Genomic DNA, 20569 nt, shown 5'->3' with positions numbered 1-20569 from the left:
AATATTCGATCGAAAGGCTATTTCTTTCTCGACCGCATGATCCCCATCACGGTCGTCTTACCCATACGGATATAATCGAGCAACGGACGATAAGCCGGACAGGTATAGCTGCATGATCCGCATTCGATACAGTCGACTACATAGTTTTCTTCCGCCTCGTCCCATGCCTTGTGAAGGGTGAGATTCATCAGCAGGTTAGGAGCCAATCCCATCGGGCAAACATTGATACACTTGGCACAACGTATGCAGTCTCGCATCGGCTTTCGTACCGACTCGGCTTTCGTCATCAAAAGCACGCCGGAGCTCCCTTTCATCACAGGAGTATCAGCACTGATCATCGTACGTCCCATCATCGGACCGCCGCCGATAATCTTGCCAGTGTCTTCGGGCATGCCGCCGGCCGCTTCGATCAACGTACTGATCGGCGTACCGATACGCGCAAGGAAATTGGATGGTCGGGCAACGCTTTTTCCCGTAACCGTGATAACCCTTTCGATCAGCGGTTTATTCTTTTGAACAGCTTCGTACACGGCATAAACCGTTCCTACGTTCTGTACCACAGCACCCACGGAAATCGGTAATGCTCCGCTCTTAACCTGACGGCGTATCACCGCATCGATAAGCTGTTTCTCTCCCCCTTGCGGATATTTCATTTTCAACGGCATTATCTCAATTCCGTTTTGTGATTCAGCCAGTTGTTTCAGTAAACGAATAGCATCGGGCTTATTACTTTCGATGCCGATTACCGCACGGCGAACTTCAATGGCTTTCATCAGAATGCTCGTCCCAATGATAATCTGTTCGCCTTTTTCGAGCATCAGGGCATGGTCGGAGGTCAAATACGGCTCACACTCCACCGCATTGATGATCAGCAACTCGGCCTTACTTCCCGGAGGTGGCGAGAGCTTGATCTGCGTGGGGAATGTAGCCCCGCCCATACCGACAATGCCGGCCTCGGCAATCTTGCCGACAATCTCTTTGGCCGAGAGTGTACACTCTCTAACAATCGTCTCATCGCAATCGATACCCTGCTCCCACTCGTCGCCTTCGACATTGATATAAACAGCGGGCTTAGGCAAACCTGCTCCATCGATCATCGTATCGACTTTCGTCACCGTCCCCGAAACGGATGAATGAACGTTGGCCGAGACAAAACCCGATGCTTTTCCGATCAATGTGCCGACCTTCACTTTGTCGCCTTTGGCAACAACGGCTTCTGCCGGAGCGCCGATATGCTGCCCCAACGGTATAACCACCGTGGCCGTCGGTGCAATCGTTTCTATCGGACGTCCTGCCGACAGTTTGTTTCCTGATGGGTGAATCCCTCCAATTCGAAAGGTGTACATATAGAATCGTTAATTGTTAGTTGTCAATGATGTTTCCGGAACGATCACCTCGGGTTGAGGAACCGGTTTAGGCTCCGGAGCGGCCGTTTCTTTCTCTTTTTCCTTACGCGGCGGAAAATTGAGCTCATGAATCGCACCTGTCGGACAGACAGCCACACATTTACGGCACAAGCGGCATTTCGTGTCGTCGATATAAGCTAAGTTATTCGTAACCGTAATCGCCTCGAACGGACACTCTTTTTTACATTTTGAACAGCCGATGCAAGCATTCGTACAAGCTTTCCGTGCCACCCCACCTTTGTCTTTATTCATACAAGACACGAAGATACGCCGTGATTTCGGACCTTTCTTGCGCAATTCGATGATATGCTTCGGACATGCTTTCACACAGGCACCACATGCCACACATTTATCTTCGACGACTTCGGGAAGAAGGGTCTCCGGATTGATGTGGATAGCATCGAAATCGCAAGCATCAACACAATCCCCCAATCCTAAACATCCGAAAGAACATCCTGTTTCACCACTGTATAGCGCGGCAGCGATCGCACAGCTCCGGGCACCGTCGTACGTGTTTGTACGCGGACGGGCTTCGCACGTACCGTTGCATCGCACGACAGCAATTTGAGGCACACTTTCACCCGCTTCTTTCCCCATAATGGCAGCCACCTGCTTCATCACATCCGCTCCTCCGACCGGGCAAAACAGCCCCTCGAGCGACTCGGCCTTGAAGCAGGCATTCGCAAACCCACCACATCCGGGAAAACCGCATCCGCCACAGTTGGCACCCGGTAATGCATTTTGTATCTGTCCGATGCGCGGATCTTCATGCACCTCGAACTTCTTTGATACCGCAAATAAAATGAGGGCTGCAACAGCACCTACTACTCCTAATAGAATAATTGCTATATACATTATATATAATTGATTACAGGATCACCAACGGAAGCGGCTTTCGAAACCGTAAATAAAAAACGCTTATTTATCTTATTACGGAATAAATAGATTAAAATATAGTAAGGGAAAAGAAAGGCCAGCCCGGCCAATCCGCCGATGCTTTCGTCACCTGTCAATCCAATACCGGCAAACACAACCGTAACAACGAGAATAAACGGAAGCACAAAAGCCAATACGACAGCTCGTATCCCCATCGATGACCGCACCGATACTACGACTTCCTCGCCCGGCTCGAACAGACTTCCGTCACCCGTCACCTCGATAATCTTCTCGGCCTTATCCGAAGCCAGACAAGCCGACCGTGCATGACATGCGCTGCATGCGCTCTGCTGCTCTATACGGACAAATACCGTATTGTTTTCGATATTCTTTACGATACCACGATGTTGAATAAATTTCACCATAAAGTCATCAGATTGCAATGTCGAGTTTGCAAATCGCGGCAAAAGTAATCAAAAAAAGATAAACATAACGTACTGAAGTGATATTTTTTGTTAAACATTACAGACAGATGGTTCGGCCCCCAAACAATGCCTTTTTTTTTTCGCCCCAACAAAAAGAGAGATTCGTAAGATTTACCAGATATATCGCAAGCCGAAACTCAGCGTTTCGTTCGTTTGAAGATACGAATCATACCCCTTCGTTTTCGTCACGCTGTCATCGAAACGTAAATGAACATTGATCATCGTTGAAAAATAACGGCTGATAGCCATATCCAACATATTTTCAAATTCAGCTAAAACATTCTTATACGTCGTATTGTAATAAAACCGCGACTTCCAAGTAACGTTCCGATTCGGTTTCAACACCATATCCATACGCACGGTCGAACCGAATCTGTTCAACGATTTCCGATATTTCCCTTCGCTATCTTTCTGAAAGCCATGTATACCGCGGTTGATACTGTCATCTACACTTGCCATATACGTATACGATATAGGAGCGACATTGACAGCCAACTTCAGCGAACGACCTTTTTTTGCGTATTTTTTGTTCAGATCATACTTCATACCCAGCCCCGTATTAATAATGTAAGGCGAAAGAAATGCCACTTGCTTTTTCATCGTATTCTTCTTGTAGTTGGTAAATAATGGAGCCTTAAATTCAAAGTCGATCGTATAATACCACTTGCTCCATGCCTGATAACCGAAGTTACTGTAGAATCGGAGCAGGTTGTCGCCAAACTTATGGTTTCGAAGCGTATCGTCCGATGCTGTATATACACTCATATCCACTTGCAACAGGTTCTTGAGTTGAAACCGGTTTCGAGCATAGTTGTATTGAAACAGATTTTTGCTCAGAATATTCAAATTGCTCGTACCGTCTTTATACCAGTTGGGCGAAACGTAGTTTTGAGAAAACTTGAGAGATGCTTCAAATGATGAAGTCCAATACCGCCGGTCGGGAATAAACTTAGTAGGAGCCGTATAGTCGTCCGGACTCGTTTCTACCTTATGAACAGGAACCTGCACATCTTCTTTCTGCCAAATATGCCTTGTCTTTTCTTTCGGCAGATGTTCGGCACTGTAACGGAAATAGTCGGGGTGATGACGCCGCACATAACGATAGGCATAATCTTCGATGATCCCTTTCCGTCGGAATGCTTCAAACATCCTGACAGGAACATACGGAGGTTGTGTCCATGATATCTCATTCAAATCTTTCGGTTCATAAAAACGAATTTCTTCAGGTTGAACCAGATTTTCTTTTTTAAAGAGGACAGGCATAAATAATCGGTTCACGATAATCGTATCGCGAAACGTATACCATTCCGGTATGGCATTGTGCGAATTATCCCAATGCCTCGACCAATAGATCGCCTCGTCCGACATGAGGAGGGTACGCTTGCGAATCGCACGATGAGGAACAGCTGTCGTATCTTTTTCTGCCGTGTGCGGATTGGCAACAGTCTCCGTCACTACCGAATCGACCGGAAATTCTATCGGTACCAGACGAGGTTTCGGTATAGGTATGGGAATCGTATCCGGTTGATTGCTTTTTTCAATCAGCTGACGAATCTTTTCATTGAAATTGAGATCTTGTGCTCTTACCGAAATCCCCGCATATAGACACGCTGTGATGGAAACATAAAAAAATGTCCGTTTTATTGTTGTCTTCATTATGATGTATCAATTGAGCGTACAAAATTAGACAAAAAGCAGGATATCCTATGCCGGAAATATAAAAACCTGTCGTGTTTCCGTGTGTTTGCAGCGTATTATCATGTATCTGCGATCTGCAATCGTCCGGATCATTCGGTTTAAGAGCAGATACGCCGGAGCTGAATAAATCGATCCAAAAATTAAGGATAGTACTTCAGTTTTTTTTACCTTTGCCCCGTGATGATGGAAGAAGTGATTCGATTTTACGACGAGCAGATAACAAAATATACCGCTATACGTCAACGTTTGAAACGACGGATGTATCACGTCGGTACACTTCGGCTGTTTCTTTTTGTTACGGCCTTAATCATATTATGGTTTTTCCGGGAAACAGGCTGGATGACACTGACGGCATGGACAACCGCATTTGCATTGCCTTTTGTGGCACTGTTGGTTTACCATACGAAGTTGTCGGAAAAGAAGGCGTATGCGGAAGGCATGATACGTCTCAATACGGACGAGAAAAAAGCATTAAATTATGATTTTAGCGCATTTGAAGGAGCGCCGGAACAAATCGACACGCAACATCCGTTTACGCTTGACTTGGATGTGTTCGGTACCCAGTCACTCTTTCAGAGCATCAACCGTACGGTCACTTCGATTGGCCAATCATGCCTGGCCGAATGGTTTATGTATCCGCTGGAAGAGAAGGGAGAAATTTTAATCCGTCAGCAGGCAGTACGCGAGTTGACCGGGAAAGTAGCGTTCAGACAGGATTTTTACGTCACGGGGATTACGTGCAAAGGGCATCATGACGATCTGACACAATTGAAAACCTTGACCGGACAGGCCGCAGAGGCCTCGTCGTTCGGTACCGTATGGCGTGCGATGCTTTGGCTGGTGCCGTCAGCGTGGCTGGCGATAATCGTCGGAATCGGTTTCGGGTGGCTGCCCGTCTGGACAGCCGGAGCGATGGTAGCCCTCGGTTTTCTGATTGCGAACCTTCCGGGACGCAAGATTCATCAGCTATGCCGGTCGATCGACAAGATGGAGCAGTTGCTAAGGGCTTACTCGCAACTGATCGGAAAGATAGAGCGGGAGACGTTCGATGCGCCCCTCCTCACATCGCTGCAACAGCACTTTGTCTCGGAGAAAACAAGCGCGTCGCGTGCCATCCGCCGTATGTCGCGCATCATCGGTGCGCTGGATCAACGATACAGCACGATCGGTATCATTTTAAACCTGCTTTATCTGCGTGATATGCGTCAGGTGATGCTGATGGAGCAATGGCTTCGCACTCATTCCACTCATTTCGGTCTTTGGTTCGAGGCGCTGGCGCAGACCGATGCCTTATGCTCGCTGGGAGGATTTGCCTTCAATCACCCCGACTACCCTTACCCTGCTATCGCAGAGACATACTTTGTAATGGAAGGAGAAGCATTGGGACATCCTCTGCTGCATCGCGAAAAATGCATACGTAACGATGTATGCATCTCGAAACATCCGTATTTTATGGTTGTAACCGGAGCCAATATGGCCGGAAAAAGTACTTATCTGCGTACAATCGGTGTCAATTTCCTACTGGCCTGCATGGGGATGCCCGTATGTGCCCGTTCCCTGACCGTCTATCCCGCCCGACCGGTAACAAGCCTGCGGACAGCCGATTCGCTCGCTGCCAACGAATCGTATTTCTTTGCCGAGCTCAAACGATTGAAAATGATTATCGACCGATTGAATGCGGGAGAAAAACTTTTTATCATCCTCGACGAAATCCTGAAAGGAACAAACTCGAAAGATAAACAGAAAGGATCGCTGGCATTGATGAAGCAGTTGATTGCCAAAGAAGCCTGCGGCATCATTGCCACCCACGACCTGCTGCTCGGCACACTCGAAGACGAGTTTCCGCACGATATTAAAAACTACCGTTTCGAAGCCGATATTACGGACAATACGCTTACGTTTTCGTATCGGATGCGTGAAGGCGTAGCCCGCAATATGAATGCCAGCTTCCTGATGAAGAAGATGGGGATTACGCTCTCCGAATAAGGGTCGTCAGTCGGCTTATCCCCCTTAAAAGACGACCGGAAGCAGCACGAGAAAAAAGTGGGTTACGCTCAAAAGCGCATTTGAGAAAGCAGACTATATGGAAAAAACTCTGTAATGTCGACTGTGCGGAGGATTACGTGTTTTGAAAACATTCTGGTCGAATAATTCTCACAAAAATTACGCAAAACAGCCAAAAATCCCTATCTTTGCCACTTCTAAAATAAAACAATCGTGGCAAATACAAAGTATATTTTCGTGACAGGCGGTGTCGTTTCCTCGTTAGGAAAGGGGATTGTCTCGGCCTCGCTCGGTAAACTGCTACAGGCGAGAGGCTACAAAGTAACCATTCAGAAGTTCGACCCGTACATCAACGTCGATCCGGGAACACTCAATCCCTACGAGCACGGCGAATGTTTCGTAACCATCGACGGACATGAGACCGACCTCGATCTTGGTCATTACGAGCGTTTCCTGAACATTCCCACTACGCGTGCCAACAGCATCACCACGGGACGTATCTATCAAAGCGTAATCGAGAAGGAGCGACGCGGCGAATATCTGGGAAAGACAGTACAGGTGATCCCGCACATCACGGACGAGATTAAACGCAACGTCAAGCTGTTGGGGTCGAAGAACAAGTTCGATGTGGTGATTACCGAAATCGGCGGAACGGTGGGTGACATCGAGTCGTTGCCGTTTATCGAGAGTATGCGTCAGTTGAAATGGGAACTCGGACGCGACTGCCTTTGCGTACATCTGACGTATGTGCCGTTTATCGCGGCCGCCAAAGAATATAAGACGAAGCCGACGCAACACTCCGTCAAGCAACTTCAGGAGCTGGGCGTGCAGCCAGACATTCTGGTGTTGCGCACCGAGCACGAGCTGAACGCGACGATTCTGCACAAAGTGGCGCTGTTTTGCAACGTCTCGAAAGAAGCCGTGATCCAGTCGGTCGACGTACCGACCATTTACGAGGTACCGCTGAAGCTGCAGGAACAGCAGATGGACTCGATCGTGCTCAACAAATTCGGTCTCGAAGCCGGAGAAACGCCCGAGATGAAACCGTGGAAGAAATTCCTCGAACGCAAGAAAAACGCGATGAAAGAAGTACGGATCGGGCTGGTAGGCAAATACGTGGAATTGCAGGATGCCTATAAATCGATCGACGAATCGCTGCTGATTGCCTCGATCTATAACGACCGAAAATTGAATCTTCGTCTGATACATTCGGAAAAACTCAACGAATTGAACGTAGAAAGCATGCTGGCTGATCTCGATGGCGTAGTGATTGCTCCGGGTTTCGGACAGCGCGGCGTAGAAGGCAAACTTACGGCTATCCGCTACGTGCGCGAGCACGACATACCCTGCCTCGGCATATGTCTGGGCATGCAGTGCATGGTTATCGAGTTTGCACGCAATGTGTTGGGCATGGAGGGTGCCAACTCGACGGAGATGGAGCCGCAGACCCCGTTCAAGGTCATCGACCTGATGGAAAACCAGAAGAACGTAGTCAACATGGGCGGTACGATGCGTTTGGGAGCATACGACTGTGTACTCAAGAAAGGCTCGAAACTGTATCAGGCTTTCGGCAAGGAGCTGGTGCAGCAACGCCATCGCCACCGGTTTGAGTTCAACAGTGAATATAAGGAGGCCTTCGAAGCGGCAGGGATGAAGTGCGTAGGCGAAAACCCCGACACGGGACTTGTCGAAGCCGTCGAGCTGCCCGGCCTGCAATGGTTCGTCGGCGTACAGTTCCATCCCGAATACGACAGTACGGTTGTGAGCCCGAATGCTCTGTTCGTAAGCTTCATCCAAGCGGCCATCGCAAGAAAGTAAAAATAATAGTACAGTAGTAAGGAAGTAAAGAAAAAAATGTCATTGGATAAAAATACGATTATCGGTTTTATACTGATCGGGGTGATTTTGTTCCTATTCACGTGGCTGAACCGCCCGACTCAGGAACAAATAGAAGCTCAACAACATTACAGAGATTCGCTGGTTCGCGTAGAACAGGCGCGCCTCGAAGCACTGAATCAATCCGCGAAGGAGACGCAACAGACCGCAACGGAAATGCCCGAAGACTTACCCGATTCGGTGCGTACCGAAAGGTTCCGTCAGAATCTCAGCGATTTTGCCGTAGCCGCCGAAGGAACGGAAGAATTCGTGACGCTCGAAAACGATATGATCGAGGTAAAAATCAGCAGTAAAGGCGGCAAACTCTCTTACGCGCGATTGAAAGAATATACGACCTGGGATAAACAGCCGCTCGTCCTCTTCGACGGTGCCGATGAGTCCGACTTCGGCATCACGATGATATCGGCTAATCAACGCGTCATCAACACGTCCGATCTTTACTTCACTCCCATCCCGAGCGCCGACGGTCAATCGGTCGTGATGCGATTGGCCATTGACGATGGACGGCACATGGATTTTACCTATACGCTCGAACCCGACAATTACATGATCCGCTACACGATCGAGAGTGCCGGGCTGAACGACATTCTAACGCCGAACACTCACTCGCTCGATTTTACGTGGAGGCAGAAAGCCCGCAAGCTCGAGCACGGACGAAAATACGAAGACCAGTACACCGGCTTGTACTACAAATATGCGGCAGATGACGTAGACAAGCTGAGCGAATCGAAAGAAGACAGCAAACAAATTGCCAACCGACTGAAATGGATCGGCTATAAAAACAAATACTTTGCGACAGTGATCATTGCCGATGAAGCGTTCACCGCTACCACACTCGAATCGCGTCTGCTCACCGACACTGCGCACCTGAAGGAATTCAAGACGACGACTTCGGTCAATTTCGACCTGACCTCTCACAAACGCATTGGCTTCCGCTATTTCATCGGTCCCAACAAATACCATCTGCTCAGCGAATACGACAACGGCGCAACGAAAGAGCACGAACTGTCGCTCGATGAGTTGGTGCCGATGGGGTACAAATGGGTACGCCCCATCAACAAATACTTTGTCATGCCGATCTTTGACTTCCTAAGCCGGTATATCGCCAGCTACGGACTGATTATTTTCCTGCTGACACTGATCGTCAAATTCGTACTGTTCCCGCTGACATACAAATCGTATCTCTCAACGGCGAAGATGCGCGTCTTGCGTCCGCAAGTCGAGGAACTGAAAGCGAAATACCCGAAGAAAGAACAAGCAATGGAGCTGCAAAGAGCGACGATGGAACTGTATAACCGCGCCGGCGCCAGTCCCATGAGCGGCTGCCTGCCCATGCTATTGCAGTTTCCGATCCTGATTGCGCTCTACGGACTTTTCCCCACGTCGATCGAATTACGCCAGCAATCGTTCTTGTGGGCCAAAGACCTCTCTACGTTCGACGCCGTGTTCTCGTGGAATACGAATATCCCGCTCATCACGTCATTTATGGGAAATCATATCAGCCTTTTCTGCTTGCTTATGACCATCGTGCAGATTGTTTATTCCAAGATTAACATGAACATGAGCAATACCGGTCAGCAGCAGATGCCCGGAATGGCAATGATGACGTATATGATGCCGGTCATGTTTTTCTTCATGTTCAATCAAGCCTCGGCCGGATTGAGTTACTACTTCCTGATCTCAACGCTGATCACAATTCTGCAGACCCTCTCGATCCGTTTCATGGTGAACGAAGAGAAACTGCTGGCGAAATTAGAAGAGAACAAAAAGAAACCGCGCAAACGTGCCGGCTGGATGGAACGGATGGCCGAGATGCAGCGCAAGCAGCAGGCCGAACTGGAGCGTCAGCAGAAGCAACGCGCCAAACAGAAGCAGGCGCAGAATTATAAACGTCAGGAAAGGAAAAAATAAACAGCGCCCCTGCCTTTTTATGACGAGACAAAGAAAAAAAGATTACGACAAATAAAGAAGCAAAGGCATGAAATTTTTGGGCATTATACCGGCACGCTACGCCTCGACACGGTTTCCGGGCAAGCCGCTGGCTGACATGGACGGACGGCCGATGATCCGCCGTGTCTACGAACAAGTGATAGAAACGGTCGACCGCCTGTATGTCGCGACCGACGACGCGCGCATCGAAGCCGCCGTCAAAGCCTTTGGCGGAGAAGTGGTGATGACCTCCGAGGCGCACCGTAGCGGTACCGACCGTTGCCACGAAGCATGTACGAAGGTGGGCGAAGAATTCGACGTCGTCATCAATATTCAGGGCGACGAGCCGTTTATCCGTCCGCAACAGATCGAGCGGCTCAAGGAATGCTTCTCTTCGCCCGAAGTACAAATCGCCACCCTCGCGAAAGCCTTTGCGAAAGACGGCGATTTCGAGGCCACGCTCTTCAACCCCAACACCCCGAAGGTGGTCATGAACAAAAACGGAGACGCGCTTTATTTCAGCCGCTCCATCATCCCCTACATCCGCGGGAAGATACATACCGAGTGGCTGGCGCAACACGTTTTCTACAAACACATCGGACTGTATGCGTATCGTGCTGACGTACTGAGCAAAATCGCGCGCCTCCCGCAATCGTCGCTCGAGCAGGCCGAGAGCCTCGAGCAGCTGCGCTGGTTAGAGAACGGTTATCGAATCCGCGTAGGCATCACCGAACAGGAAACTATCGGCATCGATACACCCGACGATATGGAACGCGCCATTGCCTTTTTGAGAAGCAGGGCAAAGTAAGCGGAAAATTCATCTACGAGAAAACAAAAACAACTTCCGACATATAAAAAATCGACGATACGTTTTATACCGACGGCAAAATATCGCTGTCCTTCACCGGCTCAAACATCAACGACGAATTTACCAAGGGGGATGAAGTGGAGATTATTCTCTATCGTGTCTCGAACGCTTACCGGCAATTCATCGATCTGCTGACGACCAACTCGCTTGACAATGCCCAACGAGGGCGTCCGATGTTTACCTATCCTTCGCGCGTATACGGTAATGTGGTCTACGAGCCGGATCTGAGGCAGAACCCGTTCGGGGCTTTTCGGGTGGCGCAGTATGCAAAGATTGTCTACGTCGTGAAGTAATGCGGCGATCAACGCCTGTGTACATTACGAGGCGGAGGCTTCCGACAGCACTTCGGAGGCTTCCGTCCAGCGATCCATTGCTTCGGAAAGCGCCGTTTTCAGTTGGCCGTGCTCGGTGTAGAGCGTAGGTTCCGCCGCTCCTTCGGGGGTGGCCATACGTGCTTCGAGCGTGGCGATTTTGTCTTCTAACGTCATAATCTCCTGTTCGGCATCGGCTACGGCCTTTTCCAGCTTACGCAAACGCCGCGCCCGCTCCTTCTGCTCTTCGTACGAGCGCGCGGCTTGCGGCTTCGCGTCGGGCATTCCGGCGTTCACGCTCTCCGGCTGCTCCGTCGTCACAGCCGGAGCCGCCACGGTCTGCGCTTTGCGTTCCAGCTCCTGCAACGTCTCGATTTTCCGGCGCTCCAGAAATTCATAGATGCCACCCAGATGCTCACGCACGCGTTTGTTCCCGAACTCATAGACTTTATCGACCAGTCCGTCCAGAAATTCCCTGTCGTGCGAGACGACGATCAACGTGCCGTCAAACTCGCGCAACGCTTCTTTAAGCACATCCTTCGAGCGCATGTCGAGGTGGTTCGTCGGCTCGTCGAGAATCAGCAGATTGACCGGTTCGAGCAGCAGACGAATCATGGCCAACCGGCTGCGCTCGCCGCCGGAAAGCACGCCTACCTTCTTGTCCGACGCCTCACCGCCGAACATGAACGCGCCCAGTATATTGCGTATCTTCGTGCGAATATCGCCTTGCGCCACATCGTCGATAGTCTCGAAGACTGTCTTCTGCTCGTTCAGTAACTGCGCCTGATTCTGCGCGAAATATCCCGTACGGACGTTGTGCCCGAGCTGCAACGTTCCCCCGTAATCGGTAATCTCTCCCATGATGCACTTCACGAGCGTCGATTTTCCCTCGCCATTCTTACCCACGAAAGCAACCTTGTCGCCACGATGAATGGTAAATGTGGCGTCGGCAAACACCAAGTGATCGCCGTAGCGCTTGCTCAGACTTTCTACGGTCACCGGGTACGAACCGGATCGCGGCGCCGGGGGAAACTTAAGATGAAGCATCGCGTGGTCTTCCTCGTCCACTTCGATGCGTTCCACCTTGGCGAGTTGCTTGATGCGGGACTGTACCTGCACGGCCTTCGTCGCTTTATAGCGGAACCGTTCGATAAAAGCCTCGGTGTCGGCCAGCATTTTCTGCTGGTTCTCGTAAGCGCGCAATTGCTGTTCGCGACGCTCGCGGCGAAGCGCCACATATTCGTCGTACTTCACCTTGTAATCGTAAATATGTCCGAGTTCGATCTCAAGGGTGCGGTGTGTGGTGTTGTTGATAAACGCGCGGTCGTGCGAGACGAGGATCACCGCGTTGGCTGAGGCGGCCATAAACGTTTCGAGCCACTGAATAGACTCTATATCGAGGTGGTTGGTCGGTTCGTCGAGCAGGAGCACGTCGGGGCGTTGCAGGAGCAGCTTGGCCAGTTCGATACGCATGCGCCACCCTCCGCTGAACTCTGCCGTCGGACGTTCAAGATCGTCGCGCGTAAAGCCCAGTCCGAACAGCGTGCGCTCCAGCTCGGCATGGTAATTCGTACCTCCCATCATCTGGAACTGCTCGGTGAGCCACGTCATCCGGTCGATCAGTTTCCGGAATCCTTCCGACTCATAATCCGTTCGCTCCGACAGCTCCCGGTTGATGCGCTCAATCTCCGTTTCCGTCGCATGGATATGCGCGAAGGCCTGCTCTGTTTCTTCGCGCACCGAGCGGGTGTCGGAGAGTTGCATCTGCTGCGGCAAATAGCCCACTGTCGTGTCGCGCGGGATACTCACCGTTCCGCGTGTGGGTTGCTGCATGCCGGCCAGAATTTTCAACAGGGTCGATTTTCCCGCTCCATTCTTCCCCACCAAAGCAATACGATCTTTGCGATTGACGACAAACGACAAACCGTCTAATAATGTAAAACCGCCGAATTCGACGGTCAGTCCTTCGATTGAAACCATCTTCTTCTTTTTTTCAAACGGCAAAGATAACTTTTTTTTACCTTTTTCCGGTTGTTTGCAACGAGGACTCTTTGATAGCTGATACACGAACGGTTGCTACGCAGAAGACCCCTCCTCATTGATCGTAGTACTCAGGCAGAAAAAAAGAGGCCGCCTCTCTCACGAGAGACAACCTCCAACAATACTAATTTTAAATAATATGAAAAAAAAATCCTTTTTTTTACTCGGAAAGAAGTATTTCCAATATCTGACATGCGGCTTTGGCCACCGATGTTCCCGGACCGTAAATTGCAGCTACACCGGCTTTGTAGAGGAAGTCGTAATCCTGTGCGGGGATAACGCCTCCGGCAATAACCAGAATATCCGGACGGCCAAGTTTCTTCAACTCTTCGATTACCTGCGGCACAAGCGTCTTATGTCCGGCAGCAAGCGACGATACGCCCAGCACGTGCACGTCGTTCTCTACCGCGTCGCGGGCAGCCTCTTCGGGTGTCTGGAACAACGGTCCCATATCTACGTCGAATCCGCAATCGGCATAACCTGTTGCAACGACTTTGGCGCCCCGATCGTGTCCGTCCTGCCCCATCTTGGCAATCATGATACGCGGCTGACGCCCCTGTTTCTTGGCAAATGCCTCGGCCAACTCGCACGCCTTGCGGAAGTCGCCGTCTTCTTTTGTCTCTGATGAATACACGCCCGATATCGTTCTGATAATTGCTTTATAACGCCCTACAACGGCTTCGCAAGCGTCGGAAATCTCGCCCAACGAAGCGCGTAAACCGGCCGCTTTGACGGCCAGATCGAGCAGGTTACCCTGCTTTGTCTTCACGCACTCCGTGATATCGGCCAGCGCTTTCTGTACCGCTACTTCGTCGCGTTTTCCGCGCAAATCCTGCAAACGGGCTACCTGCTCTTCACGTACAGCTGTATTGTCGATCTCCAAGATATCGATCGGCGCCTCTTTGGCCAAGCGATATTTATTCACTCCCACAATGGTCTGAACGCCGGAGTCGATACGTGCCTGCGTGCGCGCGGCGGCTTCTTCAATACGCATCTTCGGCAGGCCGGTCTCAATGGCCTTAGCCATTCCGCCCATGCCGTCGATTTCCCGAATCAATGCCCATCCTTTGTGGATCAATTCGTTCGTCAATGCTTCGACGTAATACGAACCGGCCCACGGATCGATCTCCTTGCATACCTGCGTTTCTTCCTGAATATAGATCTGCGTGTTACGCGCGATACGTGCCGAGAAGTCGGTCGGCAAAGCAATAGCCTCGTCGAGCGCGTTCGTGTGCAATGATTGCGTATGTCCGAGCGAAGCGGCCATGGCTTCGATACACGTGCGACCGACGTTGTTGAACGGGTCCTGCTCGGTCAACGACCATCCCGACGTCTGACTGTGTGTACGCAACGCGAGCGACTTGGGGTTCTTTGCACCGAAGCTCTTGACAATCTTGGCCCACAGCATGCGCGCGGCACGCATCTTGGCGATCTCCATAAAATGGTTCATGCCGATAGCCCAAAAGAACGACAGTCGCGGAGCAAAAGCATCCACATCGATCCCGGCATTGATGCCTGCACGCAGATATTCCATTCCGTCGGCAAGCGTATAAGCCATCTCAATGTCGGCCGTTGCGCCGGCTTCCTGCATGTGGTAACCTGAAATCGAAATCGAGTTGAACTTCGGCATATTCTGCGAAGTGTACTCGAAAATGTCGGCAATGATGCGCATCGAAAATTCGGGCGGATAAATATACGTGTTACGCACCATAAATTCCTTCAGAATATCGTTCTGAATCGTTCCCTGCATCTCTTCGAGCTTGGCTCCCTGCTCCAGACCCGCATTGATATAAAACGCGAGCACCGGTAGCACGGCTCCGTTCATCGTCATCGAAACGGACATCTTGTTTAACGGAATCCCGTCGAACAGGACTTTCATGTCTTCGAGCGAGCAGATAGACACGCCGGCTTTTCCTACGTCGCCCACCACGCGGTTGTTGTCGGCATTGTATCCGCGGTGCGTCGGCAAGTCGAACGCTACGGACAATCCCTTCTGGCCTGAAGCGAGGTTGCGGCGATAAAAGGCATTCGACTCTTCGGCCGTCGAGAATCCCGCGTATTGCCGGATCGTCCACGGGCGCATGGCGTACATACCGCTGTAAGGCCCGCGCAGATAAGGCGGCAACCCCGAGGCATAATGCAGATGCTCCATCCCGTCGAGGTCTTCTTTCGTATAGACTGTCTTTACCTGAATCTGCTCAGGTGTCTTCCAATTGGCTTCAATGCCGTTGGACTTCGCCCATTCCGCTGCGTTCGTGGCAGCAAAACCGGCTTTCTGAATATCGATATTTTTAAAATTCGGTCTCATCGTCTTTGTTTTTTCTTTTAAAGAAGGCTTCGGTTAAACATCTGCAACGTCTCCAGCACATTCGATCTCACATGAATGAAATGTTCGATGCCGGCCGCTTTCAAGTCGTCCATACAAGCGGGAGCGCCGGCTACCACAAACAGTTCTTTGCCTCCGGTCAGCTTGAACGCTTCGGGAGCGAAGGTCGCATATTCGTCATCGCTCGAACAGAGTACGATGATATCGGCCTTCTTCTCACGGGCCGCTTTCACTCCGGCCTCTACGGTTTCAAAGCCGAGGTTGTCGAAAATCTCGTAGCCCGCACAAGCGAAGAAGTTTGAAGAGAATTGCGAACGTGCCAGACGCATGGCCAGATTACCGATGGTAAGCATAAACACCTTGGGGCGTTTACCGCTCTTCTCCGTTTCCAGACGCAAGGCTTCAAACTCTGAGGCTCCGCGCGAGAAATCGAGTTTTGCGATTTCCGAATCTTTATGGCAATGACAGCCACATTCGCTATCGGCTTCGATCTTGTTGCCGGCAATCTCGGTGAAGTTCGGGAAGATGTTCGTTCCGAGCAGGCTGATCCGTCGTGTGGCAATCTGTTTCTTACGCGCCGAGTTCGACTCGTTGACGGCTTGCTGCACCTCGCCGGCATTCGCCACGACGGCGAAACCGCCTTTGTCTTCGACTTCGAGGAACAACTTCCAGGCCGCCTCGGCTACGGATCGCGTCAATACTTCGATGTAATACGATCCGCCTCCCGGATCGACCACGCGGTCGAAGTGGCATTCTTCTTTCAAGAGCAACTGCTGATTGCGTGCGATGCGTTCTGAGAACTCGTCCGGTGTTTTGAACACATCGTCGTAAGGCGATACGGTAATCGAGTCGACCCCCGCAATGGCGGCAGACATCGCTTCGGTCTGCGTACGGAGCATATTCACATAGGCATCGAACACGGTCATGTTCCATGCCGATGTATGTGCATGTATTTTTATCTTGCAGGCGCAGCGGCAGAAGGCGCTGTCGTCAGCCGTCTTATCGCTGCTGTCCGGCCGGCAGGTACATGCCGGGTCATCATAAGCCTTCACGATTTCGGCCCATAGCCAGCGCGCCGCACGGAACTTCGCGATTTCCATGAAATAGTTGGACGAGATACCGAAGTTAAATTTGATCCTGTTAGCTGCTTTGTCTACCGGTATCCCTGCTTCCGCCAGTTTAGCGAGCAGTTCGTTTCCCCAAGCCATGGCATAGCCCAGCTCCTGCGTGATATACGAACCGGCGTCGCTCAAGTTGCAGGCCTGCACGGCCAATACGCGGTAATGCGGCAATGCTTCGCCGGCCTTGAGCACGTCAACCACATCTTCTACCCAGTCGCTCTCAAGTGCAATGCCTTTGACAAGCGGCACCTTGAAGGCATCGTAGGCCACAGAGCCTTGCACCTTGTTCAAGTCAACTCCTTTTTCTTTGTAATACCCGGTAAGAATGCCGAGTAATTCTACCGCCCTGCGATTGCAGGTCATAAAATTCAGTTCCGTTTCTACGGGACAAATACCTTCAAGCAATGTCCGGATATTATCCGCGCTGACGCGTTCGCCCTTTATCCGGAATCCGAGAGAGGTCACTCCGCACTCGGCCACGAGACGTCTGGCTTTCTCGTTGGCCGACGCGCAGTCGGTCACTTCAATGTCCTGACGAACAAGCCATGCGTTAGAAACGTTTGTTCCGCGAACATACGGAAACTCACCGGGCAGCGACGTAACAGTCGCCATTCCCTCAATGTCTTCGGCACGATAAAAAGGATTCACATTAAATCCCTCGCCGGTTTTCCAAACCAGCTTCTTCTCGAACGGCACTCCTTTGAGATCGGCAGTGATCTTGTCCATCCATTCCTGTGTGGATACGGGAGGAAATTCGGGAAAAAGCTTCTCTTTTGCTTCTGCCATAAAACTTTTCTTTATTTATTTGTTAAACAGACTGTGTGTTCCTCAATAGTCACAATAATATATGGATGTATCAACTTTCCCGGTAGCCGATATAGAGCCACGATGTTTTGAACTTTTCCGTTTTCCGCAACTGAGTTACGTATGCTTCGGCTTCTGCCCGGTTGTCATACTTTGCGGCATAAACACGTATCCGCTGACCGCTCCGGACCATCCCGATCTGACGACATTCCGCCGGATCGACTTCCGAAACGAACTTCCGGGCGCGACTGCGGGAATCGAAACTCGCGATAATCACATAATACGATCGCTTGACCACATCTTCTATTTCTATGGCTATCTCGGTCGATGCTTGGGTTGTTTTCTGCACTGCTCCGGCAGTTGCCTCAATAGACGCCTCCGGATGAGACGACATGGCGGCAATCGGCTTGTTCGCCTCTGTTATATCTTGTACCGGAGATGCTTTTTCTTTTTCTTCTTCTCCTTCACCAGCTGAAAATGTAGAAGTCAGTATTTCCGGAGGTGCAAATCCGGCCGTGTAGGAGTTCCGGTTTACCTCCTTGACGGGAGTAGTAATCAGAAAGAACAGCACGACAGCCGCCGCGGCTATACCGGCGATGCGCCCCATCATACGTAACGGCAGAGAGGCTTTACGCACCGCTTCCGTACGAACCGCCTGTTTGCTCCGGCGATCTTGCGGAAGAACAGGAAAATCACCCGGTTGCCTGTGATTCCGCTCCGCTCCGACAGGCGTCATATAAAACGATGTCAACCCATATACGTCAATGGTATAATAAGCGGTCTTCGGCTCGAAGATAAGTGTCCCATCTTCGTTCCGGCGGAACGATCCGAGTCGACCGGATGAAACCGTTCCGTGATCATCAAGTATTCTCTTCCATTCGTCCAGGTCTTGTCTGAGGGTTTGCTGTGCTTCACAGAAGTTCATCCCATACATTTGCATATACGACTCGGTCAGAAGGCCGTCGTCATGATTGAGAGCAGGGTTAAACACTATTTCGTTATGCGCCGGAGAGAAGGCATTTTTTTCGGCCGTAAAGAGAGCCGGACGTCGCCGGAGCACAAAACCTCCGAAGTCCGGAACAATCACGCAGTCGCTGACCATCAATACACGTTCTATATGTGTAATAATCCGTAGCATCACGCAAAGGTATATCATTTTCCGGAATAGGCCACAGAAAAAAGAAAAAAAGTTACGCCCCCGGCATCAAGCACGGAGGCGTAAGAGATACAAGCGTCATTAATAGCCGGGATTCTGCTTGAGGTTACGATTGGCGTCAAGCGCCGTCTGCGGAACCGGGAAGATTTTCAGGTGCTCCTTGCCTTTTGTATCAGGTTTGAGATAACGAGCGTTCTGGAAAGTACCGAAGCGAATACAGTCCTGACGGGAGAAACACTCCCAGGCCAATTCCAGTTTACGTTCCAATGCAACCTGTTCGAGAGTGACGGACGTATAGTTGTGCGATGCATTGCCGAATCCTCGCTCACGAATGGCATTGACCAGTTTCGTGGCGGCATCGTTATCACCGCCCATGCGAACCAGCGCCTCAGCCTTCATCAGATAGACATCGGCCAGACGGAAAATAATGAAATCGTTCTCCATCGCCCCCAGAGTAGCCTTATCATACGACCATTTATAACAGCGATAACCGTCTTCCTGATTGACTTGTCCCCATACGGAACCTTCGTATTGCGAGCCTTCGATCTGAACCACGTCGATGTAGTGTACCAGCGGACGATCGTGTGCAGTCATCAATACTTGACCGGTAGCCGGGTCTTTCATCTCGCCCATCAGGAATGAGCCTTTCAGTCGCTGATCATCTTCATCAAAGAGTTTGGCATAGTCCGTCGCTGCACAAATTCCGTTCCATGCACTCCACGTGCCTCCCAAAGCGAGGTTGTCTTTATAATGCAAAGTACGAAGGTGCAACGTGTTTTTGTCTTCCGTATCATTAGCGCTATAGCAGGCCGACAAGATGGCTTCGCGTGAGGTCTCATTCTTGATCTGGAAGTTCGTCTTCCAGCTCGGCTCAAGCACATAGGCCAACCCCATGACTGCATCGCAGGCATTTACGACCTCTTGCCAGTTATTCGCCTTTTTCGTACGTACGCCCCACGCTTCGGCATTCAAATACATTTTGGCCAGCAAGGTATATGCGGCACCTTTCGTGAATTTGCCGTAACTTGCGCTCGACACATCGGAGCGAAGAAGGTCTTTGATCTCGTCCAGCTCACGCACAATATAATCGAACACCTCCTGACGAGTCTTCGTTTCCGGCAGGCTGGTATCCTTAAAGTCGACAGCCAGCGGCACATTGCCGAAAGCGTCCATCAGACAATAGAGCCAGAAAGCACGCACACCGCGTATTTCAGCCAAAGCCGCCTTTTTATCCCCGTCCGATATGCTTTGAGAAGATTCGATAGTTGCATAAATCAAGTTACAGGAGGAGATGGATTGCGTCGCTGCATCCCAGCATCCGCGCAATGTTCCCGTCTGAGGAGTCCATGTATGCATGTGCAGATCACGATATCTTCCGCCGTCGAACCAGTCGCCGCCCTTACGGGTCGGATTAATAGCCATATCTCCCGTACATTCGCTCAGATAGAGCCAATTTGAGGGGAAATATTTTTTCAATGTATTATAGACCGGCCCGATAATGGCTTCGACTTCGGCCTTGTTCTTCCCGAAAGTATCGGAAGGGATTTTGTCATAGACCGTCTCCTCCAGATCGAAACACGAGGAGAGGGAGAACAGCATGGCAACGCCGGCCAGCATGGATATGATTGATTTGATCTTCATATTATCAT

Annotated in this window: 14 protein-coding genes; 5 read left to right on the top strand and 9 right to left on the bottom strand. The window is 50.7% G+C overall.

The genetic code is table 11. From position 1 onward, the window contains the following. Nucleotides 1–17: 17 nt before the first annotated feature. The 4 genes from rsxC to BFO_RS14195 form a co-directional block, all read right to left on the bottom strand. Complete coding sequence (gene rsxC, locus BFO_RS11355; RefSeq protein WP_014225883.1) at nt 18–1346, bottom strand: electron transport complex subunit RsxC; 1329 nt, start codon at nt 1344–1346, stop codon at nt 18–20. Between the two features lie 9 nt (nt 1347–1355). Then, on the bottom strand, nt 1356–2264 hold the full coding sequence (locus BFO_RS11350) for a Fe-S cluster domain-containing protein (protein WP_041590897.1): 909 nt from the start codon (nt 2262–2264) through the stop codon (nt 1356–1358). Next, nucleotides 2261–2707: a SoxR reducing system RseC family protein gene (locus BFO_RS11345; protein ID WP_014225881.1), complete on the bottom strand. Its 447-nt coding sequence runs from the start codon at nt 2705–2707 to the stop codon at nt 2261–2263. Before BFO_RS11345 ends, BFO_RS11350 begins: the two co-directional genes overlap by 4 nt. A 171-nt stretch (nt 2708–2878) precedes the next feature. Beyond that, entirely contained in the window at nt 2879–4423 is a 1545-nt protein-coding gene (locus BFO_RS14195; protein WP_014225879.1) for a DUF3078 domain-containing protein, read from the bottom strand. Between the two features lie 225 nt (nt 4424–4648). Between BFO_RS14195 and BFO_RS11335 the strand changes: the two genes are divergently transcribed. The 5 genes from BFO_RS11335 to BFO_RS11315 all read left to right on the top strand — a co-directional run bounded on the left by BFO_RS11335 (nt 4649) and on the right by BFO_RS11315 (nt 11455). Then, nucleotides 4649–6451 (top strand): MutS family DNA mismatch repair protein, encoded by a 1803-nt coding sequence (locus BFO_RS11335; protein ID WP_041591340.1) that lies wholly within the window; start codon nt 4649–4651, stop codon nt 6449–6451. A gap of 231 nt (nt 6452–6682) precedes the next feature. Next, nucleotides 6683–8287 (top strand): CTP synthase, encoded by a 1605-nt coding sequence (locus tag BFO_RS11330; RefSeq protein ID WP_014225877.1) that lies wholly within the window; start codon nt 6683–6685, stop codon nt 8285–8287. Nucleotides 8288–8329: 42 nt separating this feature from the next. After that, on the top strand, nt 8330–10276 hold the full coding sequence (yidC, locus tag BFO_RS11325) for a membrane protein insertase YidC (protein WP_014225876.1): 1947 nt from the start codon (nt 8330–8332) through the stop codon (nt 10274–10276). 67 nt (nt 10277–10343) lie between these two features. Continuing rightward, nucleotides 10344–11102, top strand: a complete 759-nt coding sequence (gene kdsB / locus BFO_RS11320) for a 3-deoxy-manno-octulosonate cytidylyltransferase (protein WP_014225875.1) — start codon at nt 10344–10346, stop codon at nt 11100–11102. A gap of 137 nt (nt 11103–11239) precedes the next feature. Next, the gene (locus BFO_RS11315; protein ID WP_014225874.1) at nt 11240–11455 is read left to right on the top strand and encodes a hypothetical protein; all 216 of its coding nucleotides are present in this window, start codon (nt 11240–11242) and stop codon (nt 11453–11455) included. Nucleotides 11456–11479: 24 nt separating this feature from the next. On the opposite strand, the gene abc-f is transcribed toward BFO_RS11315, so the two are convergent. From abc-f to BFO_RS11290, 5 genes are all read right to left on the bottom strand, one after another. Next, nucleotides 11480–13453, bottom strand: a complete 1974-nt coding sequence (gene abc-f, locus BFO_RS11310; RefSeq protein ID WP_041590896.1) for a ribosomal protection-like ABC-F family protein — start codon at nt 13451–13453, stop codon at nt 11480–11482. Nucleotides 13454–13673: 220 nt separating this feature from the next. Beyond that, nucleotides 13674–15821: a methylmalonyl-CoA mutase gene (gene scpA, locus BFO_RS11305; RefSeq protein ID WP_014225871.1), complete on the bottom strand. Its 2148-nt coding sequence runs from the start codon at nt 15819–15821 to the stop codon at nt 13674–13676. Between the two features lie 17 nt (nt 15822–15838). After that, nucleotides 15839–17746, bottom strand: coding sequence for a methylmalonyl-CoA mutase small subunit (gene mutA / locus BFO_RS11300; RefSeq protein WP_014225870.1), 1908 nt, complete (start codon nt 17744–17746; stop codon nt 15839–15841). A 70-nt stretch (nt 17747–17816) separates the two neighbouring features. Next, nucleotides 17817–18902, bottom strand: coding sequence for an HU domain-containing protein (locus BFO_RS11295; RefSeq protein ID WP_041590895.1), 1086 nt, complete (start codon nt 18900–18902; stop codon nt 17817–17819). 99 nt (nt 18903–19001) lie between these two features. Next, nucleotides 19002–20561, bottom strand: a complete 1560-nt coding sequence (locus BFO_RS11290; RefSeq protein ID WP_014225868.1) for a RagB/SusD family nutrient uptake outer membrane protein — start codon at nt 20559–20561, stop codon at nt 19002–19004. Nucleotides 20562–20569: the final 8 nt, after the last annotated feature.

It is taken from the genome of Tannerella forsythia 92A2 (assembly GCF_000238215.1).
In the GTDB taxonomy this organism is placed as follows: domain Bacteria; phylum Bacteroidota; class Bacteroidia; order Bacteroidales; family Tannerellaceae; genus Tannerella; species Tannerella forsythia.
This window is presented reverse-complemented; position numbering and strand designations above follow the sequence as displayed.